Source organism: Rathayibacter sp. VKM Ac-2856 (assembly GCF_013205055.1).
Classification (GTDB): domain Bacteria; phylum Actinomycetota; class Actinomycetes; order Actinomycetales; family Microbacteriaceae; genus Rathayibacter.
This window is the reverse complement of sequence record NZ_JABMLF010000002.1, coordinates 68,027-93,974: the sequence shown is the minus strand read 5'-3', so window position 1 is coordinate 93,974 and position 25,948 is coordinate 68,027. Positions and strand designations below refer to the sequence as shown.

Genomic DNA, 25,948 nt, shown 5'->3' with positions numbered 1-25,948 from the left:
TGTGCACGCCCGACACGGCGTGTCGCGTGCACAAGTGGCATCTCGCGGAGCAGGAGAGACGGGGGTCAGCCCTCGGCTACGGTGAGGACGAGCTTGCCTCGGGTGTGGCCCGTCTCGAGCTGGGCGTGGGCCTGGCCGGCGCAGTGCAGCGGGTAGACGCCGTCGATGAAGACGCGGACGTCGCCGGACTCGAGCAGGCGGGAGACGACGCCGAGCGTCGCGCCGTCGGGGGCGACGCGGAAGGTGGAGGCGCGCACGCCGGCGGCGGCCGCCTCCTCGAAGAACCCGGGCCAGCTGCCCGTCGGCGCGTTCACGATCAGCCCGCCGGGGCGCAGCACCGTGAGCGAGCGGGAGCCGGTGTCGTCGTGCACGTTGCCGACCAGGTCGATGACGACGTCGACGCCGCTCAGCAGCTCGTCGAAGCGCTCGGTCGTGTGGTCGATCACCTGGTCCGCCCCGAGCTCACGCAGCCACTGCAGGTTGCGGGTCGAGCCGGTCGCGATGACCGAGGCGCCGAAGTAGGCCGCGAACTGCACGGCGAAGTGCCCGACGCCGCCGGAGCCCGCGTGGATCAGGATCCGCTGGCCCTCGTGCGCCTTCGCCAGCTCGACGACCATGCCCCAGGCGGTCAGCGCCGCGAGCGGGACGCCGGCGGCCTCGACGTGCGAGAGCGTCGACGGCTTGCGCGTCAGCGAGACGCTAGGGACGCTGACGTACTCGGCGTACGAGCCCGAGTAGCGCGGCACCATCACGAAGCCGTAGACCTCGTCGCCGGGGCGCAGCGGATGCGCCGGGTAGGGGCTCGAGACGACGATGCCGGAGAAGTCGTGGCCGAGCACCGCCGGGTAGGAGGGGATCTGCGCCGCGACTCCGCGGCCCGCGCGCGTCTTCGCGTCGAGCGGGTTCACCCCGGCGGCGATCACCTTGACGGCGAACTCGGCGTTGATCGCGGTCGGTGTGGGCACCGTCGCGAGGTGGAGGACCGAGCAGTCGCCCGGGGCGTCGATGACCGCCGCCGTCATCGTCTCGGGGAGCACCACCTCCTCCGGGATGTCGCCGATCGCGAGGCCGTGGCCGAGCGCGCTGTTGTGCATCATCGCCCTTTCCTGATCCGGCGGCGGTGGTCCTTCGAGCAGGCGGGAGGCGGCTGTCCGCCCCGACCGTCCCCGCTTCCGCGCGCCGCGTTCAGTCAATCCCGGTAATGAGTCCGGGCTGTTTCGACGGTGTCACCCCTCCGAGAAGAAAGCTCCGAAGTCCCCCGTTCGGGAGGGAAGGCGGCCCTCCCGCTTCTCGACCGGTGCTCCCCGTGTGGTCTGGCACCATGAAGGGGTGCGACGACGAGCGAACGGCCCCCTCCTCGTAGGGGGAGCGCTCCTGGTGCTCGCCGGGCTCGCCCTGCTGCTGGCCGCGCGGTTCAGCATCGGCACCTCGCGCTGGGTCTACGTCAGCGAGATGGGCGCCCCGGACCTGCCGACAGCCGGCACCTTCCGCGTCGCCCTGCTGCTGGTCGCGGCCGGCGGCGTCGCCATCGCGATCGGGGCGCGAGCGGTGCGGACGCGGCTGCTGCCCGGCTTCCGGCCCGCGCTGGCAATCCTCCTCGCCGCGCTGTGCTTCGCGCTCGCCTCTCAGGTGACCTGCTCGGCGGGCTGCCCGCTCCCGGTCGGACCGCGGTTCAGCTGGCAGGACCTGATCCACACCTCCGCCGCGGTGCTCGGCTTCTCCGCGGCCTGCCTGGCGATGCTGCAGCTCGCCACGGCGCGGGAGCGGCCCGGGGTCGCCCGGCTGTCGCTGGTCGCCGGCATCGCGGTGGCGCTGGTCGCCGGGACCGGCGCGATCCTCTCGCTGCTGCGCCTGTGGCTGGGGGTCGGCGGCACCCTGGAGTTCGTCGCGACGGCGATCGCCGTGCTCTGGCTGGCCGTCGTCGGACTCGTCCTGGCGGGCGAGGAGTTCACGGGCGCGCGCGCGAGCGAGCGGAGCCGCGCGGGCGACGAGCTCAGCGCTCGAGCCACTCGCGGACGTGCCCGCGGATCCGCTCCTGCTGCTGAGCCAGGCCCGCGTCGCGCGACGGCACCTGCTCGAAGTCCGCGTCCGGAAGGGCCCTGGCCCACTGCTCGGCGACCGCCACCGGGTGCACCGGGTCGCGGTCGGCCGCGATGACCAGGGTGCGCGCGATGACCTCGCCGAGCTCGCCCGAGTCGCGGTAGGCGGCGTTCCGCGGGATCTCGGCCAGCCGCACCGCGCGCTCCTGCGCCTTCGGCGACCGGAACTGCAGGCAGAGCGCCTCCGCCGACGCGGGGGAGACCTGGGCGGCGCGGTCGAAGAGTCCGGAGGCGCGGAAGATCCGCTCGCCGCGCTTGGCGCCGTGGTCGTGCAGCAGCTGGGCGATGACGGGGAAGACCGAGAGGTTGTCCGGCAGCGGCTCCGCGGTGAAGGCGGGGCGGACGAAGACGGCGCGGTCGATCGGCAGGACCTTGCGGCTCGCCAGGCGCAGGGCGATCGCGGCGCCCATCGAGAGGCCGAGGACGGTGAGCGGCTTGTGCGCGGCTCCGGCCCGGATCACCTCCTCGGTCACCTCGTCGGCGAGGGACTTGAGCGAGAAGTCGTCGGCTCCGCCGATCAGCTCGGAGGCGCCGTGGGCGCGGACGTCCGGCGCGATGACCTCGGTGCCGGCCGGCAGTGCGGCGCGCAGGAGGCCGAGGGCCTGCGAGCGGTCGCCGCCCAGGCCGTGCAGGAGCAGCGCGGTCATCGCCGGCCCGCGCGCGTTCTCTCGTGCAGCTCAGCCATCAGCATGCCGGCGAGGCGGACCAGGACGTGGATCTCGTCCTCGTCGCGGTCGACCCAGCGGCTCTCGGGGACGGCGTCGATCGGGATGAAGTCGCGGTGCTGCTCCCAGACGACGAGGGTGCGCTCGGCGCCGAGCACGTACTGCTGCCAGAAGACCTGGCGCAGGTAGTGCCGGGGAATGCTCTTCCACGGCTTCGAGGTCGTCTTGATCTCGCAGAGCTCGAGGCGGCCGTCCTCGCGGAGGCCGATGCCGTCGGGGGTCGCCAGGTGCCGGCGCTCCTGGCTGGCGTGGAAGAGGGTGCTGCTGGGCTCGATCGCGTGCTCGCGGCGCACCCAGGCGGCGATCTCCGGCTCGCGGGCGCGGCCGTGATCGGTGAAGGCGTTGCCGCTGAAGCTCGACCCGTAGAGCTTGTCGAGCGCGGCGCGGTCGATCGCGGCGGGCGAGGAGAGGCGCGCGACGTCGGTCGCGGTGATGCCCCGCGAGCGGGCGCGCAGCCAGGCGACGCGATCCGAGGAGTCGGCGACGATCCGGCGGAGGTGCGGCGGCTCCGGGTCCTTGAAGACGGGCTGCGTCTCCCAGGGGAACGAGAGCTGCAGATCGGGCACCGATTCATTCTCTGCCTGTTCGGGCGTCCTGCCCAACCGGCACGCCGAGGCCGGGCGGCGCCGGCGGGCCGGCGGCGGCGTCGGACGGCGGCGTCAGGTGGCGTCGGGCGGCGGAGTCAGGCGGCGAGGAAGGCGTCGACCCGGGCGGGGGAGAGCAGGTGGCGGCGGACCATCAGGGCGGCGCCGCGGACGCCGCCGCCGGTGTCGCCGGAGGCCTGGAGGATGTCGAGGGCGCGGGTGGCGAGGGGGAGCGAGCGGCGGTAGACCACCTCGCGCACGCCGGCGAGGACCTCGTGGCTGGCCTGCGCGATGCTGCCGCCGATGACGATGACGGAGGGGTTCAGCAGGTTCACGCAGGTCGCGAGCACCTCGCCGAGGTCACGGCCGGCTGCGCGGGTGAGGTCGACGGTGGTGGCGTCGCCCGCGACGAGGAGGGCCACGACGTCGGCGGTGCTCGCGATCGGCAGGCCCTCGGCGGTGAGCAGCCCGGCCGCGGTCAGGCGACGGGCGATGGCCGAGCCGCTCGCGATCGCCTCGAGGTCGGCCTCGCCGCGGTCGCCGGGCACCTGGACGTGGCCGAGGTCGCCCGCGGCTCCGAGCGCGCCGCGCTGCAGGGCGCCGCCGCTGACGATGCCGGCGCCGATGCCGGTGGAGACCTTCACGTAGAGGAGGTCGTCGACGTCGGCGTAGTGGTCGGCGTGCTCGCCGAGGGCGAGGAGGTTCACGTCGTTGTCGACGAGGACGGGGACGGGGAGGCGGCGCGCGACGGCCTCGGGGATGTCGAAGCGGTCCCAGCCCGGCATGATCGGCGGCTTCACCGGGCGGCCGGTGGCGTGCTCCACCGGGCCGGGGACACCGACGCCGACGCCCGCCAGCGGTCCGGCTCCGGGCGCCTGGTCGAGGAGCGCGGCGGCCACGTCGAGGGCGTGGCCGAGGACGACCTGCGGGCCGTCGGCGATCGCGATCTCCTCGCGGCGCTCGGCGAGGACGCGGCCGTCGAGGTCGGTCAGGGCGACGGTGGCGTGCGCGGCGCCGAGGTCGATCGCGAGCAGGCTCCGCGCGCGGGCGTCGAAGGCGACGCGGCCGGCCGGGCGGCCGCCGGAGGAGGGGGCGTCGTCGCGCCGGGCGACGAGTCCGGTGGCGATCAGGGCGTCGAGCTGGGCCGAGACGGCCGCGCGGGGCAGGCCGGTCTCGGCGACGACGTCGGCCCGGGTGCGCGGTGCGCCGTCGGCCAGGAGCAGCAGCAGCTCGCCCACCGCGCTGATCGGGGAGCGGCGGCGCGGGGACATGGCTGGAGTCAATCACAGGGCGCCCGCTTCTGCGCGCTCGGAGCGCGCTTTCCCGCGCCACGGAAGGGAGTTTTGCTTGGCTCGGCGCAAAAGTCCGCGTAAGGTCGGAACTCCACGTTCGACGTCGATCAGGAGCACCCCCCGGTGGCCACACCCACAGATCTCTCCGTCCAGCTCTACTCGGTCCGCGACGCGCTCGCCGCGGACCTGCCCGCCGCGATGGACCGGCTCGCCGGCATCGGCTTCGCGAAGGTCGAGCTGTTCGACCTCGTGAACCGCGCCGACGCCTACCGCTCGGCGCTCCCCGCGAGCGGCCTCACGGCTCCGAGCGCGCACGCCCGCCTCCTCGAGACCGGTGCTCCGGTCGAGGAGATCCTCGACATCGCCGCGTCGCTCGGCGTGCAGACCGTGATCGACCCGATGGTCGACCCGGACCGGTGGACCTCCGCCGACGGTGTCGCCGCGATCGCCGACGAGCTGAACGCGCTCGTCGACACCGCCGCCTCGCGCGGACTGGTGCTCGGCTACCACAACCACGCCTTCGAGTTCGAGAACCGCGTCGACGGCCGGAGCGCCTTCGAGCACCTCGCGAGCCTGCTCGATCCGCGCGTCGTCCTCGAGCTGGACACCTACTGGGCCGCAGTCGGCGGCGACGACCCGGTCGAGGTGCTCGGCCGCCTCGGCGACCAGGTGCGCTTCCTGCACGTGAAGGACGGGCCGATCTCGAAGGACACCTCCGAGCAGCTGCCCGCGGGCGAGGGGGCGATGGACGTCCCGGCGATCCTCGCCGCCGCACCCCAGGCCCTGTCGGTGCTCGAGTTCGACGCCTACGCGGGCGACGTCTTCGAGGGCCTCGCCTCCGCCCACCGCTACGTCTCGGAGCTCGGCGCATGAGCGGCACCGGGCGCGTCGGCGTCGGCGTCATCGGCGCGGGCAACATCAGCACGCAGTACCTCACCAACCTCACCGTCTTCCCCGACCTCGAGGTCCTCTTCGTCGCCGACATCGACCTCGAGCGCGCGAAGGCGCAGGCCGAGGCGTTCGGCGTGCCGGCCTCGGGCACGGTGGAGGAGCTCCTCGCGCACCCCGGCATCGAGATCGTCGTGAACCTGACGATCCCCGCGGCGCACGTCGAGGTCGCTCGGAAGGCGGTCGAGGCGGGCAAGCACGTCTGGACCGAGAAGCCGTTCTCGCTCGACCGCGACAGCGGAGTCGAGCTGCTGGCCCTCGCGAAGGAGAAGGGGCTGCGGGTCGCCACGGCGCCCGACACCTTCCTCGGCGCCGGTCTGCAGACCGCGCAGCGCCTCATCGAGAGCGGAGCCATCGGCACGCCGCTCTCGGCGATCACGCTCTTCCAGGGCCCCGGCCCCGAGGGCTGGCACCCGAACCCCGAGTTCTTCTTCACGACCGGCGGCGGCCCGCTGCTGGACATGGGGCCGTACTACATCACGACCCTCGTGCAGAACCTCGGCCCCGTCGCGAGCGTCACCGCGGTCTCGTCGCAGGCGCGCGCGACCCGCACGGTCGGCTCCGGGCCGCGCGAGGGGACCGAGTTCCCCGTCACGATCCCGACCCACATCGGCGGGCTCCTGCGCTTCGAGTCCGGCGCCTCGGCGCAGGGCGTCTGGAGCTTCGAGTCGAGCCTGCCGCGCGCCGGCTTCGTCGAGATCAACGGCTCCGACGGCACCCTCGTGCTGCCCGACCCGAACATGCACGACGGCGAGCTGACGCTCTACCGGCGCGGGCAGGCCGAGCCCGAGGTCGTGCAGGCCACCGGGTCCACCGCTTCGCGCGGCACCGGTGTGCTGGAGCTCGCGCGGGCGATCCGCGAGGACCGGCCCGAGGCGGCGTCGGGCGACCTGGCGTACCACGTCACCGACGTGATGCTCTCGCTGCTCGAGGCGGCCGAGACCGGCGAGAAGGTGCTCGTCGAGAGCACGGTCGCGCCCCGCCCCGCTCTGCCCGAGGACTGGGACCCGAGCGAAGCGACGCTCGTCTGATGGGCGGACCCCTGCGGGTCGGCGTGCTCGGCGGCGGGTTCATGGCCGCCGTGCACAGCCGGGCGGCCCGCAGCGCCGGAGCGGTGCTCGCGGGCGTCGCCTCCTCGACCCCCGCGAAGGGCGAGCGGGCGGCCGGAGAGCTCGGCTTCGAGCGCGCTCACGCCGACGCGCACGCGCTGATCGAGGACGACTCGATCGACGTCGTGCACGTCTGCACTCCGAACGCGACCCACGCCGAGCTGGCGCTCGCGGCGCTCGCGGCGGGCAAGCACGTGGTCTGCGAGAAGCCGCTCGCGGCGACGACGGCGGAGGCGACGGCACTCGTCGAGGCCGCCGCCGAGGCGGGAGTGGTCGCCACGGTGCCGTTCGCCTACCGCTTCCACCCGATGGTGCGCGAGGCGCGGGCCCGCGTCGCGGCGGGGGAGGCGGGGCGCCTGGTCACGGTGCGCGGGAGCTACCTGCAGGACTGGCTGCTCTGCGCCTCCGACGACAACTGGCGGGTCGACCCGGCGGCGGGCGGGCGCTCGCGCGCCTTCGCCGACATCGGCTCGCACCTGGTCGACCTGCTCGAGTTCGTCACCGGCGAGCGGATCACGGCGCTCGCCTCGACCACGAGCACCGTGCACGCCGAGCGCGGCGGCCGCCGGGTGGAGACGGAGGATGCGGCGGGCGTGATCGTCCGGCTCGCGGGCGGCGCCGTCGGCACCCTCCTGGTGTCGCAGGTGACCGCGGGGCACCGCAACGAGCTCGTGCTCGAGGTGTCGGGACTCGAGGAGTCGCTGCGGTTCGAGCAGGAGCTGCCCGAGACGCTGTGGATCGGACGGCGCGACAGCGCGGTCCTCGTGCCGCGCGACGCGTCGATCCTCCGCCCCGATGCGGCACGGCTGTCGATCGTGCCGAGCGGGCATCCGATGGGCTACCAGGACGCGTTCACCGCGTTCGCGCGGGACACCTACTCCGCCGTCGCGGGCGCCGAGGTGGAGGGCCTGCCGACCTTCGCGGACGGGCTGCGCGCCGCCCGCATCACCGACGCCGTGCTCGACGCATCGACGGCCGGAGCCTGGATCGACGTGCCGGCCTAGCCGTCTCCGCGAGATGCCACTTGTGCACGCTTGACACGGCGTGTCGCGTGCACAAGTGGCATCTCGCGGCGGGGGATCAGGACTGTTCGGCGTCCTTGGCGGCTCGCTCGGACTTCAGGCGGGCCTGCTCTCGGCGGACCTCGGCGTAGCTGTTCTGCTCGACGCGCAGCCACTCGGGGACCTCGTCGAGGAGGGCCTGGATCTGCTCGGTCGTCAGCGCCTCGTCGACGCCGCCGCGGGCGAGGCCCGAGATCGAGACGTTCAGGCGCGAGGCGATGACGGGGCGCGGGTGCGGGCCGGTCTCGCGGAGCTCGGTGAGCCAGGCGGGCGGGTTCGCGACGAGGTCGTCGTACTGCTCCCGCGTGATCGACGACTCCTGGAACTCCTGCGGAGTCGCGGGCAGGAAGATCTGGAGCTTCTTCGCCGCGGTCGCAGCCTTCATCGTCTGTGTCGCCTTGGCCATGCGGCAACCCTACCGGTGAGCGCGCAGGACCTACCCTGGAGCGATGAGCGACGAGCCGGACCCCCGCGAGCAGCCGGCACCCCGAGAGGACGCGGGGGGCGCCGCGGAACCGGTGGCGGAGGGCGAGGCGCGGGACGTCGAGCTCGGGCTGGACGAGGTCGAGCTGGAGGACGCCGAGTCGGAGGACGCCGAGGTCGAGGGAGAGCCCGACGACACCGAGTCGGACCCCGCCGAGCCCGTCGACGCCGAGCCCGAGGGCCCGGCCCTTCTCATCGCGCTCGTGCCCGGTGTCACGCCGACGAAGTGGACCCGCGTCTGGGCCGAGCGCCGCCCCGACCTGCGGCTCCGGGTCCTGCCGATCGCCGAGAGCGAGCAGGAGGAGGTGCTGCGCGACGGGCGGGCGCAGATCGTCTTCGTGCGCGGCGACGTGCGCAGCGACTCCCTCAGCTCGATCCTGCTCTACGAGGAGCAGCCCGTCGCGGTCCTGCCCCGCGACCACGCCTTCGCCGACGCCGAGGAGATGGACGTCGCCGACCTCGCCGACGAGCACCTGCTCCAGGAGCCGTCGACGGTGCCGGAGTGGGCGGCGCTCGCCGCGGAGATCGCGGACGGGACCCGCCGGCCGCTGCCCCGGATGGCGGGCCTCGACGACGCCTTCGAGCAGGTCGCGGCCGGGGTCGGCGTGCTGATCGTGCCGCAGTCCGTCGCGCGCGTGCACAGCCGGAAGGACGTGCGGGTCGTCCCCGTCTCGGGAGTCGCGCCGACGAACGTCCGCCTCGCCTGGGCGACCGAGGACAAGACCGACGACGTCGAGGACTTCATCGGCGTGGTCCGCGGCCGCAGCGCGAACACCACCCGGGGCACCGCGGCCACGCCGAAGGTGGAGTCGCGCGCGAAGGCCGCGAAGGCGAAGGCCCGCGAGGCGCGGGAGAAGGCCGAGAAGGCGGGCGGGGGCCGGAAGAAGCCGGCTCGCCCCGGCGGAACCGCGCGACCGGCGGTGCGGCGCACCCGGAAGCCCCGTGGGCGCTGAGGCGCTCCCCGAGCCGGCCGCGGTGCTCCCCGAGCCGGCCGCGTCGCTCCCCGCCTGGACGCTCCGCCCGGGTACCGCGGACGACGCGGCGGTGATCGCCGAGCTGCGCGCCGTGGTGATGCGCCCCGACCTCGAGCGGCTCGACCGCTACGACGAGCACCGGGTGCGCCACCGCTTCCTCGACGGCTACCGGCCCGACCGCACCCGGGTCGTCGAGATCGACGGCGGGCTCGTCGGCTGCATCGCGTCGCGCGTCGAGGACGACGCGGTCTGGATCGAGCACTTCTACCTCGCGACCGGTGTGCAGGGGCGCGGGATCGGCGGGGCGGTGCTGCGCCGGGTGATGCTCGAGGACGGGCGGGCCGACCGGCCCTTCAGGCTCGACGTGCTGCGGGGGAGCGGCGCCCGTCGGCTCTACGAGCGGCACGGCTTCCGCTGGGAGCGGCCCGAGGGGGAGTGGGACGAGATCCTCGTCGCGCCGCCGCTCGCGCCGCCGCTCGGGTCCGCGACGCGCTGACCTCGGCCGCGGGGCACCTCCGGCTCGGAGAATCGGCTTCGGCTCGCGGAATCGGGCCTTTCCCGCGAGCCGGACGCGATTCCGCGAGCCGGAGGTCGATCCCCCGGGCCCGCTCCCGGCCGGCCGGACTAGGGTGCGCAGATGCCCACAAGCGATGAGACCTGGACCCTGGCCGACCACGATGTACCGGTGTACTGCAGCGGAGAGGGCGGGCGCGTCCTGATCCTGATCCACGAGGTCTGGGGGGTCGACGGGCACATCCGCTCGGTCGCCGACCGGTACGCGGCGGAGGGCTTCCGGGTGATCGCGCCCGAGCTGCTCGCCGACAGCGGGTTGCTCGAGCAGCTCGAGACCGAGCAGCGCGCCGACTACGACCACCCCGTGCGCCGGCTGCCCCGCCAGGTGGAGCTGCGCACCTTCTTCGCGCCGGTCTTCACCCCGCAGCACGCGGTCCGGACCGTCGCGATCCTCCGGGCGCTGGTCGAGCGGCTCCTGCGCGAGGAGGGGACGACGAGCGTCTCCATCACCGGCTTCTGCTACGGCGGCACCTTCAGCTGGGCTCTCGCGCTGGCCGAGCCGCGCGTGTCCGCCGCCGTGCCCTTCTACGGACACAACACCGCCTCGGCGGAGGAGCTCCGCTCGTTGCGCGTGCCGGTCCTCGCCTTCTACGGCGACCAGGACGAACCGCTGATGGCGCAGGTCCCCGGGATCCGCGAGGCGACCGAGGGCGAGGACGTCGAGATCGTCGTCTACCCGGGTGCGGGGCACGCCTTCTTCAACGACGCGAACGAGGGGACCTACCAGGCGGAGGCGGCGACCGACGCGTGGCCGCGGGCGCTCGCGTTCCTGCGGGAGCACGCGGGCTGAGCGGGGGCGGGGGCGGGCTGATCGAGTAGCGCGCGCAGGGGGGCGTGTCGAGGTCCGCCTTCGCCGGAGGTCTCGGCGACGGTGGGTCTCGATACGCCCCTGCGGGGCTACTCGACCAGCATGGAGTGGGCTGCGGGCTACTCGACCAGCATGGAGTGGGCTGCGGGCTACTCGGCCAGCATGGAGTGGGCTGCGGGCTACTCGGCCAGCATGGAGTGAGCTGCGGGCTGCTCGGCCGGCATGAACAACGCTGCGGGGCTGCTCGACGAGCATGCAGAGGGCTGATGGAGCGCCCTGCGCGTGCCTTGCTGGTCGAGTAGCCCGCGGAGCGGGCGTATCGAGACCCGCCGTCATCAGGGTCGGGGTGCCGGGGCGGCTCAGGGGATGTCGTGGACGTGGCCGCCCGCGATGCGGAGGCGGCGCTGGGCGCGGCGGGCGACGGCGGAGTCGTGGGTGACGAGGACGAGGGTGAGGCCGAGGTCCCGCCAGAGGGATTCGAGCAGGGTCATGATCTCGTCGCGGGTGTCCTCGTCGAGGGCGCCGGTCGGCTCGTCGGCGAGGAGCACGGTCGGGTTCTTCACCAGGGCGCGGGCGATCGCCACGCGCTGCTGCTGACCGCCCGAGAGCTCGGCGGGCAGGTGGTCGACGCGGTCGGCGAGGCCGACGGAGGCGAGGGCCGCCCGCGCCCGCTCGGTCCGCTCGGCGCGCGGGACGCGCTGGGGCGCGAGGGCCGTCTCGACGTTCTCGAGCGCGGTGAGCGTCGGGATCAGGTTGAAGCTCTGGAAGACGATCCCCACCTCCTTCGCGCGGATCGCCGCGAGGCGCGCGTCGCCGGCCGAGGAGATCTCGTGCTCGCCGAGGACGACGGTGCCCGAGGTGGGGCGGTCGAGCGCGCCGAGCATCTGCAGCAGCGTCGACTTGCCGCCGCCGGTCGGGCCCTGGATCGCGACCATCTGGCCGTCCGGGATGGTGAGGGTGACGTTCCGGAGCGCGGTGACGGCGGTCTTCGCTCCGGGATAGCTCTTGGTGACGTTCGTGAGGGTGTACATGCGGGTGTCCTTCCGGGGACGAGGAGGAGCGGTGGAGGAGGGCGGGGTCAGCCGACCGAGCGGAGCGCGGCCGCGGGGCGCAGGCGCGAGGCGCGCCAGCCGCCGAGGGCACCGGCGAGCAGTCCGCCGAGGACGGCGAGGCCGACCGCGAGCAGGATCACGGGCACGGTGACGGGGAGCGAGAGCGCCACCTCGGTGGCCGCGGCGGTCTGCGCGGCACCGGGACCGCCGCCGCCGAAGCCGCCGGGTCCGCCCGCGCCCAGTGCGGCGGTGCTGGTCGAGGTGCCGGAGAGCGTGGGCGCGATCGCGTTGACGATCGCGACTCCCACGAGCCCGAGGACGATGCCCGCCGCTCCGCCGATCAGCCCCTGCACGACCGACTCGCCGGCCACCTGTCGGACGATCGCGCCGTTGCTCCAGCCGATCGCCTTCAGGGTGCCGAACTCGCGGGTGCGACGCGTCACTCCCGAGACGGTGAACAGGATCGCGATGAGGAACGCGGCGGCGAGCACCAGCAGCGACAGCCAGGTGCCGAGGTTCGCGACCAGGCTGCCCGCGGTGGAGAGCGAGCCGGAGACGCTCGACGCGAGGTCGGCCTGCGTGGCGACGGTCGCGTCGGGCAGCGCGGTCTGCAGGGCGGTCTGGATCGAGGGGATGTCGTCGGAGGACGCGGCCTGGACGTAGACGGAGGAGATCATGCCGGCCTCGCCGGACAGCGTCTGGGCGACGTCGAGGGGGATGTAGGTGTCGGAGGCGGTGCTCGCGTCGGTGGAATCGGTGGTGACGATCCCGATCACGCTGAAGGCCGTGCCGCCGATGTCGAGCGTCGAGCCGACGGACAGCGAGGCGGTGGTGGCGTAGGAGGAGTCGACGACCACGACGTCCTGGCCGGCGTCGTCCGCGGTGAAGGTGCGGCCGTCGGTGAGGCTCACGTCGGCCAGCGGGCCGATCGCGGAGCCGGCCGGGTCGAGCCCGAGCACCGAGAAGGAGTCGACGCCGAAGGAGGAGCCGCCCGCGCCGTCGGGGCCGCCCGCGGGCGCCTCGCCGGCCGCGGGGGCGGTGCCCGCACCCGTCGTGCCGCCGGTGGTGCCGTCCTGTGCGGAGCCGGGCAGCTGTCCGCTGAAGGTGGTGTCGTTCAGGGAGAGTACGCCGATCGCGGCCTGCACGCCGGTCACGCCCTGCGCGGTCGTCACGGCGGCGGCGTCGAAGGTGGTGGTGCCGCGGTCGGCCTCGAGGCGCGACTGGCTGACGGAGGTGGTGCCGTCGTCGGTGGTGCCGTCGTCCGAGCCGAAGTCGAAGCGCTGCCCGGGCGCCTCGCCGTCGGTCGGAGCGACGGCGGCCTCGGTGACGGTGATGTCGGTGCCGACGCCGTAGACGGACTGGAGCACCGAGGCCTGGGCGCTGCGCACGCCGGCGGAGAACGAGCTCACGAGGATCACGAGGGCGATGGCGAGGGCCAGGCCGGCGGCGACGATCATCGTCTGCCGGCGGCGGTTGGTCAGCTCTCGCCGGAGGTAGGTGGCGAACATGGCGTCCTTCGGTCGGGGGAGGCGAGCGGAGGGGCCCGCTCGACGTCCCGACAGTAGGAAGGCCGGTTATCCGGGTCGTCGCAGGCGGCTATGCGGTTCCGATGAGCGCTCCGGCGGGGACCGTCGGGAGCGGGCCCGGCGACTCGATCCGCCGACGGGTGCGGCCTGCTCGAACCGTCCCGGCCCGACAGCGCGGCGCGATTCCGCGACAGCGGATCGGCCGCCGCGGCGGGTCGGCTGGACCCGGCTCGGTCCGTCGCGGGGCGGGAGGGAGTGCCGACGGCTCGCCGTCGCGCCCGGAACCGCGCGGAATCGGGCGCGCCGTCGTGGAGCGCGCGTCCAGGCGACTCCCGGGCTGGAGGGGAAGCGAGCCATCCTCGCCCGCTCCGCCCGTGTGGAGCGAAAGGGGGACAACTCCCTAGCTTTCCCCTTGTCCGGACGCGGGGGGCTCCTCCGACGCACGGTCTCCGCTCCGACTCCTCGAAAGGGAACCCGTGCCCGAGAACTCCCTCTCCCGCCGCTCACTCGCCAAGACCGCCGCCTGGAGCGTCCCGGTCGTCGCCGTCGCGATGGCCACGCCGGCCGCCGCCGCCTCGAACGCCACCGTCGACATCGTCGTGTCGCGCACCTGCCGGACGCTCACGCTCGGCAACGCCGTGCCCCGTTTCACGGTGTCTGCCGTGTCCGGCGACATCCCCGCCGGCACGACCTTCACGCTGACCAGCCCCCGCCTGGCCGACGTGGGCGTCTCCGCCACGGGTGCGACCGTCGGAGTCCTCGTGAACAACACCATCACCTTCACCATCGCGACGGCGACCCCGTCAGCGATCATCGACATCACCGGCGTCCTCGGTGTGTTCGCCCTCGCCGAGTTCCGCCTCTCCCTCGCCAGCGTCCCCGCCGGCTACACGGAGACCAACGCGGGCAACAACAGCTCGGCCGCGAACCTGACCGGTGTCTCCGCCTTCCCGCTGACCGGCTTCCTCGGGGTCTGCCTCCCGATCTAGGTCTCGATCACGCGAGCGGGCGACCTCGGTCGTTCCCTCTGATCCCACCGACACAGAAGCGCCAGGACCGGTTCGGGGTCCTGGCGCTTCTGCGTTCCCGGGCGCGCTCGCGGCACCCGCTCGTCCCGCAGGTCTTCCCCCGGCCTCCCGTGCGGCCCTAGGCTCGCGCCCACCCGGACGAACCGATGGAGGCGCGACCATGACGGCGACCAGCGAGAAGACCGCACCTCCCGAGCTGAAGCGGGTCCTCGGCCCCAAGCTCCTGCTGCTGTTCGTGGTGGGGGACATCCTCGGCACCGGCATCTACGCGCTCACCGGGCAGGTGGCCTCGGAGGTGGGCGGCGCCGCGTGGCTGCCGTTCCTGATCGCCTTCGTCGTCGCGACGCTGACTGCCTGCTCCTACCTCGAGCTGGTGACCAAGTTCCCGCAGGCGGCGGGCGCCGCGCTCTACGCGCACAAGGCCTTCGGGATCCACTTCGTCACGTTCCTGGTCTGCTTCACCGTGATGGCGAGCGGCATCACCTCCGCCTCCGCCGCGTCCGGCGCCTTCGCGAGCAACTTCGCGATCGGTTTCGGCCTGGGCGACGGCGCGGGCATCCGGCTCAGCATCGCCCTGATCTTCATGGTCTGCATCGCGCTGGTGAACCTGCGCGGAGTGGCCGAGAGCGTCGGGCTCAACGTGGTGCTCACCCTGATCGAGCTGTCGGGCCTCCTCCTCGTGATCTTCGTCTGCTTCTTCGCGGTCTTCGGCGGCCAGGCCGACTTCTCCCGGGTCGTCGCGTTCGAGACCCCCGAGGACAAGTCGCTCCTGCTCGCGATCAGCACCGCCACCTCGCTGGCGTTCTTCGCGATGGTCGGCTTCGAGGACTCCGTGAACATGGCGGAGGAGACGAAGGAGCCGAGCCGGATCTTCCCGAAGGTGATGCTGACCGGTCTCGGCATCACCGCCGTCGTCTACGTGCTGGTCTCGACGCTCGCCGTCGCGATCGTGCCGATCGGCGAGCTGGCCGGCAACGACACCCCGCTCGTCACGGTCGTCGAGACGGCCGCCCCCGACTTCCCGATCTCGACGCTGCTGCCCTTCATCTCGCTCTTCGCGGTGGCGAACAGCGCGCTGATCAACATGATGATGGCGAGCCGGCTGCTCTACGGGATGAGCAAGCAGGGCGTGCTGCCGCCGTTCCTGAAGAACGTGCTGGCCGGCCGGCGGACCCCGTGGGCGGCGATCCTGTTCACGACCGTCATCGCGCTGCTGCTCACCGCGTACGTGTCGCGCGACCCGTCCGACCCGATCGCGGTCCTGCTCGGCGGCACCACGTCGCTCCTGCTCCTGGCGGTCTTCGCGGTCGTGAACGTCGCCGTGCTGGTCCTGCGGCGCCAGCCGGTCGAGCACCGTCACTTCCGGACGCCGACCGTGCTGCCGGTGCTCGGCGCGCTCTTCTGCGTCTACCTGGTGCTGCCGATCACGTCCGGCCGCGACATCGCGCAGTACGAGATCGCGGGCGTGCTGCTCGTGATCGGCGTGCTGCTCTGGTTCGCGACCTTCATCGACCGGCGCGTGCGCGGCTACGCCCGCTCGGCCGTCGTCGAGCCGGAGGCGCTCGAGGCCGACCCGGCCGACGAGCCGGCTCCGGGGTCGAAGCGCTAGCGCGCCAAGCCCATGCTGATCGAGTAGCCCGCGGAGCGGGCGTATCGAGATCCACCACCGTCAGAACGCGAGTCTGCAGGCCCGCCCTGCTGACGGCGTCGGGTCTCGATACGCCCCTGCGGGGCTACTCGACCAGCATGAAGGGGGCGCAGCTAGAACGCGGCCGTCGCGGACACCAGCTCGACGTTCGCTCCGACGCCCGCCAGGAGGTCCCAGAACTCGGGGCAGGTCTTGTCGACGGAGCGCGGGTGGTCGAGCGCGGCGCCCGCTCCGCCGAGAGCGATGAGGGCGGTGGACATGGCGACGCGGTGGTCGTCGCGGGTGCCGATCTCGGCGAATTGCGGGGCGCCGGGGTGGATCAGCCAGCCGTCCGGGCGCTCCTGGACCTCGATCCCGAAGGCGGTCAGCGCGGCGGTGAGGGCGTCGATCCGGTCGCACTCGTGCTGCCGGATGTGCTCCACTCCGACGATCTCGGTCGGGGCGTCGGCGAAGACGGCGAGCGCAGCGGTCGTCAGCGCGACGTCGGAGCAGTCGTTGAGGTCGAGTCGCGCACCGCCACGCAGGAGGTCGAGATCGCCGGGCCGCGTGACGGTCACACCGCGACCGCCCTCGTCCCAGACGCTCTCGCAGCCGAACCGCTCGAGGATCTCGAGGAAGCGGGTGTCGGGCTGCCGGCTCGCGCGCTCGACGTTCGGCAGGTGGATCGACCCGCCGAGGATCGCGGGGAGCGCGGCGAAGTAGGACGCGGTCGACGCGTCCGCCTCGATCTCGAGGTCCACCGCGGAGGTGGGCCCCGCATGCACGGTGAGGGCACGGCGGTCGGCGCTCCGCTCGACGGTCGCGCCGAAGCGGCGCAGCGAGTCGATGGTCATGTCGACGTAGGCGCCCTGGACGACGGCGCCCCGCGCGCGGACGGTGACGTCGCCCTCGAGCAGCGGCGCCGAGAGGAGGAGCCCGCTGAGGTACTGGCTGGAGACGCCGCCGTCGACCTCGATCGCCGCCGGCGCGCGGCCGCCGCCCCGGACGCGAAGCGGGTAGCGCTCCGGCTCGCCGAGGGCGGTGAGCGCGCCGGGGAACGACTCCAGCGCGGCGAACAGGCCGGCCATCGGGCGCCGCGTCATCTGCTCGCTCGCGGTCAGCGTCCACTCGCCCGGGCCGCCGAAGGCGAGGAAGCAGGGCAGGAAGCGGGCGATCGTGCCCGCCGAGCCGACGTGGAGCTCTGCCCGATCGACAGGGCGAAGTGCACCGAGCCCGGTGATCGAGATCGTGTCGTCCTCGTCGACCACCGTGGCGCCCAATGCGCGGGCGACTGCCGCACCGTGCCGGGTGTCGTCGCTGCGGAGCGGCCGCCGCAGCACGGTCGTGCCCTGCGCGGCGAGGGCGAGGACGATCGCCCGATTGGTCAGGCTCTTGCTCCCGGGCACCGTGACAGCGCCCGCTACTGCGGCGTCCAGCGGCCGCACGATCGCGCGCGAGGAGTCCTGCATCGTTCTGCTCCGTTCCTCCTGGCGCGGGAACCGAGCGCCCGCCGCAGAATAGCGACGGGCGACGGGTCCCGGTCCGCGGTGTCGCGGCGTCGCCGGTCTCGATGGCCGCCCTCCGGCCGCGCACAGCCGAGCCATCGCCCCGTCATAGCGTGCTCATAGGAAACTCCTGATACTGGGGAGTCATGAGCACCCCGGCCCCCTCGAAGCACCTCGCCTCCGCGCAGCGCACCCGCCTCAAGCGAGCGGACGGCACGCCGATCCGCGTCCTCGTCGTCGACGACGAGAGCACCCTCACCGACCTGCTGCAGATGGCGCTGCGCTACGAGGGCTGGGAGGTGCGCACCGCCGCCGAGGGCCGCTCCGCCATCACGATCACCCGCGAGTTCCGGCCGGACGTCATCGTGCTCGACGTGATGCTGCCCGACATCGACGGGCTCCAGGTGCTCCAGCGCATCCGCGCGGACGGCAGCGAGACCCCGGTGCTCTTCCTCACCGCCAAAGACGCGCTCGACGACCGGATCGCCGGGCTCACCGCGGGCGGCGACGACTACGTCACGAAGCCGTTCTCGCTCGAGGAGCTCGTCGCCCGGATGCGCGGACTCATCCGCCGCTCCACCCTGCTCGCCAACGACGCCGACGACCCGGAGGTCGTCGTGGGCGACCTCGTGCTCGACGAGGACAGCCACGAGGTGCGCCGGGCCGGCGTGGACATCGAGCTGACCGCGACCGAGTTCGAGCTGCTGCGCTTCCTGATGCGCAATCCGCGCCGCGTGCTGAGCAAGGCGCAGATCCTCGACCGCGTCTGGTCCTACGACTTCGGCGGCAAGTCGAGCGTCGTCGAGATCTACATCTCCTACCTCCGCAAGAAGATCGACGCCGGGCGCTCGCCGATGATCCACACGGTCCGCGGCGCCGGCTACCTGCTGAAGCCCGCCGAGTAGTGGCTCCCGAGAGCGGGCGGCCGCGCCCGACCCTGGGCGACTTCGCCACCCGGTCGGCGCTGCGCCGCTCGAGCGCCGTGCGGCGCACGCCGTGGACGCTGCGGCGCCGGATGGTCGTCGCCGTCGTCGCGCTGGTCGCGGTCACCGCGGGGATCGTCGGCGCGGTGAGCGTGCTCTCGCTGCGGGGGATCCTCTACGACAACGCGGAGACGCAGCTGACCGAGTCGCTCGACCGCCTCGACGGCTTCGACGGCCCGAGCCGCTTCGCCGACGCCAGCGCGATCGAGCGGGCGACCACCTGTCCGAGCGGCGACTTCCAGGGGCGACCGAACCAGGACACCCAGACGATCACGGCGGTCCTCGGCCTCGGCGGCGCCTTCACGGGCGCCTACATCGACAGCTCCGGAGCGTGCCAGGAGTTCGCCGAGCCGTCGGACTCGGTGCTCGCCGCCGCGGTCGCGAGCGACGGCACCGCCACCACCCTCGATCTCGGCGGCGCCCTGGGCGAGTACCGCGCCGAGGCCCGCGTCGTCGACGGCTCGGTCGTCGTCGTCGGCGTGCCTCTCGGCGAGACGGAGGACACGCTCCGCACCCTCACCACCGTCGTGGTGGTCGTCGTGCTCCTCGCGATGCTGCTGGTCGCCCTGATCGCCACCGCGATCATCCGCGTGGCGCTGCGGCCGCTCGAGCGGGTGGAGGCGACCGCTACGCGGGTCGCCGAGCTGCCGCTGGAGCGCGGCGAGGTCGAGCTGATCGAGCGGGTGCCGGAGGAGGACGCCGACGTCCGCACCGAGGTCGGCCGGGTGGGCGCGGCGTTCAACCGCATGCTCGACCACGTCGGCGGGGCGCTCGAGTCGCGGCAGGCCAGCGAGAACAAGGTGCGGCAGTTCGTGGCCGACGCCTCGCACGAGCTGCGCACGCCGCTCGCCGCCATCCGCGGCTACGCCGAGCTGCCCCGCCGCGGCGACGTCGAGCTGTCCGAGGCGGCCGAGTACTCGCTCGATCGCATCGAGTCGGCGGCGACCCGGATGACGTCGCTCGTCGAGGACCTCCTACTGCTGGCGCGCCTGGACGAGGGCCGCGATCTCGAGAAGGAGCCGGTCGATCTGACGATGGTGCTGATCGAGGCGGTGTCGGACGCGCACGTCGCCGGGCCCGACCACGAGTGGGACCTCGACCTGCCGGAGGAGCCGATCGAGATCCGCGGCGACGGCTTCCGGCTGCACCAGGTGGTCGCCAACCTGCTGCGGAACGCCACGGTGCACACTCCGCCCGGCACGCGCGTCGTGGCGGCGCTCGCCGAGGACCGCGACGAGCGCGGCCGGCCGCTCGCGGTGGTGACGGTCACCGACTCCGGACCGGGCATCGACGAGGCGCTCGTGCCGGTGCTGTTCGAGCGCTTCGCCCGCGGCGACTCCTCGCGAGCGCGGACGACGGGATCGACGGGGCTGGGCCTCGCGATCGTGGCCGCGGTCGTCGAGGCGCACGGCGGGCGGGTGCTGGTCGAGTCGGAGCCGGGGCGCACGAGCTTCCGGGTGGAGCTGCCGGCGGGGTGATCCGGCGCGCGCCGGTCCGATCTGCAGGCGCTGCCGTCCGGATCGCGCTCTCCTCCGCGGGGGAGTGCCGCGCGGCGGCCGGGTCGCCTGCAGATCGGACGGCTGCCGTCAGACCTGCACGCCCAGGCGCCGGCGCGCCTCGTCGAGCGTCCGCACCACCTGCACCGTCTCGTCCAGCGGGTGCACCGGCGACTCGGTGCGCCCCTCCGCCACGTACTGCGCGAGGTGCACCGCCTCCCAGGCGAGCCCCTCGCCGCCCTGCAGCGCCGACTCGTCGCGCCACGAGGCGCTCTCGGAGCCGCGGGTCAGCGTGACGCCGCTGGGCGTCCAGAACGACGGGTGCACGTCGATCCGCCCCTCGCTGCCGGCGACGCTCGCCGCGTGCAGCGTGTCGGCCAGCACGGTCGACGTCGCGACGGACTGCATATCGTGCGCGTGGCGGCCGACGATCGTCGCCGTCGCGTCGACGCCGGTCGAGGTGAGCGAGCCGGCGACCACGGTGCTCTGCGGGGCGCCGGCGACCATCGAGACGAACGAGGAGGCGTAGACGCCCACGTCGAGCAGGCCGCCGCCGGCGAGCGCGGGGTCGAAGATGCGGCTGGTCGGATCGAAGTCGAACGCCGCGCCGAAGTCGGCCGAGACCAGCGCGGGATCGCCGATCGCGCCGTCCGCGAGGAGCTGGCGGACCACGTCCATCTGCGGCAGGTAGCGCATCCACATCGCCTCCATCGCGAAGACGCCGGCGTCGCGCGCCGCGTGCACGATCATCTCGGCCTCGCCCGGGGTCGGGGCGAACGGCTTCTCGACGAGGATGTGCTTGCCCGCGGCGATGGCGCGCAGGGCCTGGCGCGCGTGCTCGGAGTGCGGCGACGCGATGTAGACGACGTCGACCTCCGGGTCGTTCACGACGGCGTCGTAGCCGGCGGACGCCCGCTCGACGCCGAAGCGCTGCGCGAACGCGTCGGCGCGCTCCTGCGAGCGCGACCCGACCGCGACCACGCGCTGCCCGGTGTGCTTCTGCAGCGCGGCGACGAACGAGCCCGCGATCGAGCCGGGCGCGAGCACCCCCCAGCGCAGCACCGGGGAGTCGAGGAGGGAGGGGAGCCGGGGCTCGGGGAGCGTCAGTGCCATCCCTCCACGCTAGGCCCTGCCCCCTCACCCTGCCGAGCCCCCTCCCCCCGCGAGTCCGGGTTGTCGAGTCGCCCGAGAAGGCTCGTTCCCGGGCGGGAGAACGAGCCCTCTCGGGCGACTCGCCGATCGGGGACGGGCGGGCGCGCGAGGGGAGCGCAGCTCTAGGGTGTGAGAGCCCGCGCTGCAGCGGGAGGAGGAGGCGTCATGCCGGAGTGGTACACCCTCGGCGTCGTCGCCCTGGTCATCGTCGTGGTCGTCGTCGCGATCGTCCGCTTCCGCTTCAATCCGGTGCTCGCGCTCGCCGTGGGCGCCGCGGCGATCGGGCTGCTCACCGGGCTGGGGCCCGTCGACACCGTCTCGACCATGACCCGCGGCTTCGGCGAGGTGATGATGGAGGCGGGCCTCCTGATCGGCTGGGGTGTGCTGATCGGCGCGATGCTCAACGAGATGGGCGCCGTCGTCCGGCTGGTCGAGGGGCTGATGCGGGTCTTCGGCCGGCGCGGCATCCCCTATGCGCTGGGGCTCTCCTTCGCCACGTACCTGCAGACGATCTTCGTCGACGCCCTGATCGTCATCGCGGCGCCGCTCGCCCGGCGGATCGCCCCGCGGCTCGGCCCCACCGGCACGGGCGTCGTCGCCGTCACCTTCGCCGTCGGCCTCGAGATGGGCATCGTGATGGTGGTGCCCGGCTTCGCCGCCGTGGCGCTCGCGGGGCTGCTCGGGGTTCCGCTCGGCGTGATGCTGCTGGGCGGTCTCGCGGTGGTCGTGCCGACGGTCGTCGTGACCATCGCGCTGATGTCGCTCGCCTTCCGGATGGGCTTCTGGGATCCCGCGCGGGACGAGCAGCTCGTCGTCCGCGACGAGACCACGGGTCTCGCGACGGTGCCGGCGGGGGAGCGGGCCGGGAGCGACGCGGTCGGCGACGCGGTCGGCGGCTCGGGCGGCGACGCGGGCGGCGACGCGGGCGCGGCCGGCTCCGCGCACTCCGCGGTCGGCTCCTCCGGCGCGGGGGAGCGCGACGACGAGCGCGGCACCGCGGGCGCGGACGGCCGGAGCGAGCGCCCGCTGCTCCTCCTGTTCGCCCCGATGCTGCTCGCGCTGCTGCTGATCGCCGCGCAGGCAGTGCTCTCGGTCGCCGGCCTCGAGGTGCCGGTGCTGCAGTTCCTCGGGAACCCGGTGATCGCGCTGCTGCTCGCCGTCATCGCGACCGGCCTCGTCGGCCGCTCGGTCGCGGGCACGGCGCGGATGGAGAAGGCGGTCGCGAAGGGCTTCCAGGACGGCGGGCAGATCTTCCTGCTCACCGGCGTCGGCGGCGCGCTCGCGGCGGTGATCGCGGAGGGCGACCTCGGCGACCTGCTGAAGGGCTACTTCTCCGCGAACACCGCGGCGCCGCTGCTGCTGGTCTGGGCGATGGCGGCCGTGCTGCACATCGCCGTCGGCTCGGTGACCCTCTCCGCGATCACCGCCGCGGGCGTCGTCGCCCCGGTCGCGGCATCGCTCGGCCTCGATCCGCTGCTGATCGCGCTCGCCGCCGGCTCCGGCGCGCTGTTCTGCATCCACGTCACCTCGAACACCTTCTGGCTGCTGCAGAGCTTCCTCGGCCAGTCCGTCCGCGGAGCCCTCAAGACGGTCACGGTCGGCGTCTCCCTCGCCTCCGTCCTGGCCCTCGGCATGGTCCTCCTCCTCTCCCTCGTCCTCGCCTGACCGTCCCTCCCCTCCCGCGAGATGCCACTTGTGCACGCGACACGCCGCAGAATCCGTGCACAAGTGGCATCTCGCGGGAGGGGTGCAGGCGTGACACGTGCCGGAAACACGCGTGGCCTAGGTTCCTGAAAGGGTTCACACGTTGCACCGAGGTCGATGACACGGGAGCGAGCGCGGAGCCCCGTCCGCGCCGCCCTCGACACGAAAGATCTCCGCTTGAGAACACGTATCGCCCTGACCTCCGGCTGCGCCGCGCTCGCGCTCGCCGCCGGCGGTCTGCTGATCGCGCCCGCCGCGACAGCGACCACCGCCGCACCGCTCGGCACCTCCGCCTTCGAGCGGGTGGACCTCGTCCGCCCCTCCTCGGCCCCGATCACCGTGCCCGCGAGCTTCCCCTACCGGGAGGCGCTCACCGAGGTCGAGGTCGACCCGACCGACGCCTCGCTGACCCGTGGCGTCACCCCCTACGACCAGATCGCGCCCCAGCTGAACGACCTCGCCGCGCGCTCCGACCGCGTCTCGACCCAGGTGGTCGGGAAGTCGGGCCTCGGCCGCGACATCTACCTGGTCACCGTCACCGCTCCCGAGACCGCGGCCGAGACCGCGCAGCAGGCCGAGTGGCGCGACCGCCTGAAGAACGAGCCGGAGGCGGCCGCGGCCGACGCCGAGCTGATGGCCGAGTACAAGGTGCCGACCTGGTTCAACGGCAACATCCACGGCAACGAGTGGGAGGGATCCGACGCGATCCTGAACTACATCGAGACGGTGGCCACCGCCGAGGACCCCGAGACCGAGGCGCTCCTCGAGGGCAACCGCCTCTACTTCACCGTCACCAACAACCCCGACGGCCGGGCCCTCGGCCAGCGCGCGGTCGCCGCCGGCTACGACCCCAACCGCGACATGATCACCGGCGCGACCAACGAGGCGGCCGTCATCCGCGACCTCTCGAGCGTCCTGCAGCCGACCTACTTCATCGACATCCACGGCTACACCGGCATCCTCCAGGTCGAGCCCTGCGGCCCGCCGCACGGCGAGAACTACGAGTACGACCTGTTCCTGCCGCACGCCTACGCGACCGCCCTCGAGATCGAGCGCCGCGTCGTCGAGGCGGACGTGCCCGGCAACACCTACAAGGCGGCCGACGGCAGCGCCACCACCGAGAACACCGGCCAGATCCTGATCCCCTACCGCGACATCCGCGCGGGCTGGGACGACTGGCCCCCGATCTTCGCGCCGCAGTACGTCGCCTTCCAGGGCGCGATCACCAACACCGTCGAGCTCCCGCTGGGCCGCACGGCCAACGAGACGCCCGAGGAGATCGCCCAGGGCCAGGCCAACGCGGACATCGACGTCGAGGTCGCCGGGATCGTCATGGACGCCTCGGTCGACTACATCGAGGCCAACCGCGACGCCCTGCTGAGCAACCAGGTGCAGATCTTCGAGCGCGGCGTCACCGGCGCCCCCGCCGTCGAGATCCCCGCCGACGTCGCCGCCTCGGACCTGCCGGCCGGCACGCCGACCGAGTGGACCGAGATCTGGGACGAGACCGACGTCTACACGACCGAGTACCCCCGCGCCTACGTGATCCCCGCCGGTGACGCGCAGCGCTCGGAGTCCGACGCGAAGACCCTCGTCGCGCAGCTGCTCGCGCACGGCGTCGAGGTGGATCGCACCGCGACGGCGATGACCGCGGGCGGCACGACCTACCCGGCCGGCTCCTACGTCGTCGACATGCACCAGCCGGTCCGCGGACTCGCGAACGTGCTGCTCGCCGACGGCACCGACATCTCCGAGCGCGTGCCCGAGATGTACGACGTCTCGGCCTGGAGCCTCTCGCTGCTCTGGGGCGCCGACGTGATCCCGGTCGGCTCGACCCTCGACCCGATGCCCGCCGTCGAGCTCGAGCCGGTCACCGCGGTCGCCCCGAGCGGCAGCGTCCCCGCGGACGCCGGCTACCTCGCCTTCGAGCCGCGCGGCGTGCTCGAGTACCAGGCCGTGAACGCGCTCCTGGGCGCCGGCATCGCGCTGGAGCAGTTCGCCGACGGCACCATCGCCCTCCGCGCCGACGCCGACGGTCTCGTCGCAGCGAAGGCCGCCGCCGCCGAGTTCGGCGTCGACTTCACCGCGACGACGGCCGAGCGGATCGAGGAGGAGGATGGCACCGCGCTGTCCGCCGTCCGCGTCGCCTACTCCGGCTCGCACGAGGACCGCGACGCGCTGGCCAAGCTCGGCTTCGCCGACGCGCTCGCCGTCACCCCGGACACGCTCGCCTCGGGCGAGACCGTGCTCGAGGACGTCGATGTGCTGCTCCTCGGCCGCTCCCTGTCGTTCACCCCGGAGCAGGCCGCGGGTCGCACCGCCGTCGAGGAGTTCCTCGCGGCGGGCGGCGACGTGGTCGGCCGCGGCGGAGCGGGAGCGGCGTTCGCGACCGACTTCGGCCTCGCGACGCTGACCGCGCAGACCGGCACCGGCGGCTCGAACGGCATCGTCTCGGTCGAGACCCCGGCCGAGGGCCTCCTCGGCGACTACCCGCAGGACACCGCCTTCGTCTCGCCGGCGCTGTGGTTCGACGGCTTCGACGAGTCCGTGACGGTGGAGCAGAGCTACGCCGCCGAGGACACGTTCGTCGCCGGCCACTGGGTCGACTCCGAGGGGCAGTCCCGGAGCGACGCGGCCGGGCAGGCCTCGGTCGTCTCGTTCTCGACGGAGTCGGGCACCGAGGGCGTCCTCTTCGGCACCTCGCCGCTGTTCCGCAACCACCCGGTCGGCGCGTTCAGCGACGTCGCCCGGGCGCTGCTCGCCGTGGCGCCCGAGGGCGCGGCCGTCGAGCTGCCGGGGACGCCGGAGCCGACGGCGACGCCGACCGCGACGCCTGAGCCGACCGCGACTCCTGAGCCGACCGCGACTCCTGAGCCGACCGCGACTCCTGAGCCGACCGCGACTCCTGAGCCGACCGCGACTCCCGAGCCGACGGCGACTCCTGAGCCGACCGCGACTCCCGAGCCGACCGTGACGCCGCAGCCGACCGCGACCGCCGCTCCGACGACCGCGCCCACCGCGGCCCCGCAGCCGACCGCCACGGCGACCGCGGTTCCGATCGCGGCGCCCGGCTCCGGCGGCCTCGCGTCGACCGGCGTCGACACCGGCCCCTGGCTGCTGCTCTCGGGAGGTGCTGTCGTGCTCGGTCTCGGCGCCCTGCTGATCGCGCGCAGCCGTCGCGAGGTCGAGGAGGCGTAGCCTCCGCCGCGGGAGGGCCGG

The 25,948-nt window shown here is 73.6% G+C and carries 21 protein-coding genes and 1 pseudogene; 13 read left to right on the top strand and 9 right to left on the bottom strand.

The window, feature by feature from the left end; all coding sequences use genetic code 11:
• Nucleotides 1-65: 65 nt before the first annotated feature.
• Nucleotides 66-1,022, bottom strand: coding sequence for an NADP-dependent oxidoreductase (locus tag HQQ82_RS07510; RefSeq protein WP_173232953.1), 957 nt, complete (start codon nt 1,020-1,022; stop codon nt 66-68).
• A 430-nt stretch (nt 1,023-1,452) separates the two neighbouring features.
• On the opposite strand from HQQ82_RS07510, the pseudogene HQQ82_RS19890 reads away from it, so the two are divergent.
• A pseudogene (locus tag HQQ82_RS19890) lies at nt 1,453-1,917 on the top strand (DUF998 domain-containing protein); the annotation flags it as partial.
• 76 nt (nt 1,918-1,993) lie between these two features.
• Here HQQ82_RS19890 and HQQ82_RS19885 read toward each other — a convergent pair.
• The 3 genes from HQQ82_RS19885 to HQQ82_RS07490 all read right to left on the bottom strand — a co-directional run bounded on the left by HQQ82_RS19885 (nt 1,994) and on the right by HQQ82_RS07490 (nt 4,679).
• Entirely contained in the window at nt 1,994-2,746 is a 753-nt protein-coding gene (locus HQQ82_RS19885) for an alpha/beta fold hydrolase (protein WP_173232441.1), read from the bottom strand.
• Nucleotides 2,743-3,381, bottom strand: a complete 639-nt coding sequence (locus tag HQQ82_RS07495; RefSeq protein WP_173232952.1) for a YqaJ viral recombinase family protein — start codon at nt 3,379-3,381, stop codon at nt 2,743-2,745. Before HQQ82_RS07495 ends, HQQ82_RS19885 begins: the two co-directional genes overlap by 4 nt.
• 125 nt (nt 3,382-3,506) lie before the next feature.
• A complete protein-coding gene (locus HQQ82_RS07490; RefSeq protein WP_173232440.1) occupies nt 3,507-4,679 on the bottom strand; it encodes an ROK family transcriptional regulator in 1,173 nt (390 codons plus the stop codon).
• A 144-nt stretch (nt 4,680-4,823) separates the two neighbouring features.
• On the opposite strand from HQQ82_RS07490, the gene HQQ82_RS07485 reads away from it, so the two are divergent.
• From HQQ82_RS07485 to HQQ82_RS07475, 3 genes are read left to right on the top strand one after another with little or no spacing between them, the layout of a single operon-like run.
• Nucleotides 4,824-5,573, top strand: a complete 750-nt coding sequence (locus tag HQQ82_RS07485; protein ID WP_367947863.1) for a sugar phosphate isomerase/epimerase family protein — start codon at nt 4,824-4,826, stop codon at nt 5,571-5,573.
• Nucleotides 5,570-6,679: a Gfo/Idh/MocA family protein gene (locus HQQ82_RS07480; protein ID WP_173232439.1), complete on the top strand. Its 1,110-nt coding sequence runs from the start codon at nt 5,570-5,572 to the stop codon at nt 6,677-6,679. The genes HQQ82_RS07485 and HQQ82_RS07480 overlap by 4 nt, the downstream gene beginning before the upstream one ends.
• Nucleotides 6,679-7,761 (top strand): Gfo/Idh/MocA family protein, encoded by a 1,083-nt coding sequence (locus HQQ82_RS07475; protein WP_173232438.1) that lies wholly within the window; start codon nt 6,679-6,681, stop codon nt 7,759-7,761. Before HQQ82_RS07480 ends, HQQ82_RS07475 begins: the two co-directional genes overlap by 1 nt.
• 76 nt (nt 7,762-7,837) lie before the next feature.
• Here HQQ82_RS07475 and HQQ82_RS07470 read toward each other — a convergent pair whose 3' ends face one another.
• Complete coding sequence (locus HQQ82_RS07470) at nt 7,838-8,224, bottom strand: DUF5997 family protein (RefSeq protein WP_173232437.1); 387 nt, start codon at nt 8,222-8,224, stop codon at nt 7,838-7,840.
• 43 nt (nt 8,225-8,267) lie between these two features.
• Between HQQ82_RS07470 and HQQ82_RS07465 the strand changes: the two genes are divergently transcribed.
• The 3 genes from HQQ82_RS07465 to HQQ82_RS07455 all read left to right on the top strand — a co-directional run bounded on the left by HQQ82_RS07465 (nt 8,268) and on the right by HQQ82_RS07455 (nt 10,638).
• The gene (locus tag HQQ82_RS07465) at nt 8,268-9,254 is read left to right on the top strand and encodes a LysR family substrate-binding domain-containing protein (RefSeq protein ID WP_173232436.1); all 987 of its coding nucleotides are present in this window, start codon (nt 8,268-8,270) and stop codon (nt 9,252-9,254) included.
• A complete protein-coding gene (locus tag HQQ82_RS07460; RefSeq protein WP_367947862.1) occupies nt 9,244-9,771 on the top strand; it encodes a GNAT family N-acetyltransferase in 528 nt (175 codons plus the stop codon). The genes HQQ82_RS07465 and HQQ82_RS07460 overlap by 11 nt, the downstream gene beginning before the upstream one ends.
• A 141-nt stretch (nt 9,772-9,912) precedes the next feature.
• Nucleotides 9,913-10,638, top strand: coding sequence for a dienelactone hydrolase family protein (locus HQQ82_RS07455; protein ID WP_173232435.1), 726 nt, complete (start codon nt 9,913-9,915; stop codon nt 10,636-10,638).
• Between the two features lie 377 nt (nt 10,639-11,015).
• Here HQQ82_RS07455 and HQQ82_RS07450 read toward each other — a convergent pair whose 3' ends face one another.
• Both HQQ82_RS07450 and HQQ82_RS07445 read right to left on the bottom strand, forming a co-directional pair.
• The gene (locus HQQ82_RS07450) at nt 11,016-11,687 is read right to left on the bottom strand and encodes an ABC transporter ATP-binding protein (RefSeq protein WP_173232434.1); all 672 of its coding nucleotides are present in this window, start codon (nt 11,685-11,687) and stop codon (nt 11,016-11,018) included.
• A 47-nt stretch (nt 11,688-11,734) separates the two neighbouring features.
• Nucleotides 11,735-13,216, bottom strand: a complete 1,482-nt coding sequence (locus tag HQQ82_RS07445; protein ID WP_173232433.1) for an ABC transporter permease — start codon at nt 13,214-13,216, stop codon at nt 11,735-11,737.
• A gap of 494 nt (nt 13,217-13,710) precedes the next feature.
• On the opposite strand from HQQ82_RS07445, the gene HQQ82_RS07440 reads away from it, so the two are divergent.
• Together HQQ82_RS07440 and HQQ82_RS07435 are read left to right on the top strand one after the other, a co-directional pair.
• Nucleotides 13,711-14,223, top strand: a complete 513-nt coding sequence (locus tag HQQ82_RS07440) for a hypothetical protein (RefSeq protein ID WP_173232432.1) — start codon at nt 13,711-13,713, stop codon at nt 14,221-14,223.
• A 199-nt stretch (nt 14,224-14,422) separates the two neighbouring features.
• A complete protein-coding gene (locus tag HQQ82_RS07435) occupies nt 14,423-15,871 on the top strand; it encodes an APC family permease (protein WP_173232431.1) in 1,449 nt (482 codons plus the stop codon).
• A 152-nt stretch (nt 15,872-16,023) separates the two neighbouring features.
• Here HQQ82_RS07435 and aroA read toward each other — a convergent pair whose 3' ends face one another.
• Nucleotides 16,024-17,358: a 3-phosphoshikimate 1-carboxyvinyltransferase gene (gene aroA / locus HQQ82_RS07430; protein ID WP_173232430.1), complete on the bottom strand. Its 1,335-nt coding sequence runs from the start codon at nt 17,356-17,358 to the stop codon at nt 16,024-16,026.
• A 182-nt stretch (nt 17,359-17,540) separates the two neighbouring features.
• Between aroA and HQQ82_RS07425 the strand changes: the two genes are divergently transcribed.
• Nucleotides 17,541-18,299: a response regulator transcription factor gene (locus HQQ82_RS07425; RefSeq protein WP_173232429.1), complete on the top strand. Its 759-nt coding sequence runs from the start codon at nt 17,541-17,543 to the stop codon at nt 18,297-18,299.
• Nucleotides 18,299-19,855 (top strand): sensor histidine kinase, encoded by a 1,557-nt coding sequence (locus HQQ82_RS07420; protein WP_367947861.1) that lies wholly within the window; start codon nt 18,299-18,301, stop codon nt 19,853-19,855. Before HQQ82_RS07425 ends, HQQ82_RS07420 begins: the two co-directional genes overlap by 1 nt.
• A gap of 108 nt (nt 19,856-19,963) precedes the next feature.
• Here the strand turns inward: HQQ82_RS07420 and HQQ82_RS07415 are convergent, their stop codons facing one another.
• Complete coding sequence (locus tag HQQ82_RS07415; protein WP_173232428.1) at nt 19,964-20,986, bottom strand: Gfo/Idh/MocA family protein; 1,023 nt, start codon at nt 20,984-20,986, stop codon at nt 19,964-19,966.
• A 204-nt stretch (nt 20,987-21,190) separates the two neighbouring features.
• Between HQQ82_RS07415 and HQQ82_RS07410 the strand changes: the two genes are divergently transcribed.
• Nucleotides 21,191-22,690 carry a GntP family permease gene (locus HQQ82_RS07410; protein WP_173232427.1) on the top strand — a complete coding sequence of 500 codons (1,500 nt, stop codon included), beginning with the start codon at nt 21,191-21,193 and terminating at the stop codon, nt 22,688-22,690.
• Nucleotides 22,691-22,906: 216 nt separating this feature from the next.
• Nucleotides 22,907-25,927: a M14 family zinc carboxypeptidase gene (locus HQQ82_RS20300; RefSeq protein ID WP_301952430.1), complete on the top strand. Its 3,021-nt coding sequence runs from the start codon at nt 22,907-22,909 to the stop codon at nt 25,925-25,927.
• Nucleotides 25,928-25,948: the final 21 nt, after the last annotated feature.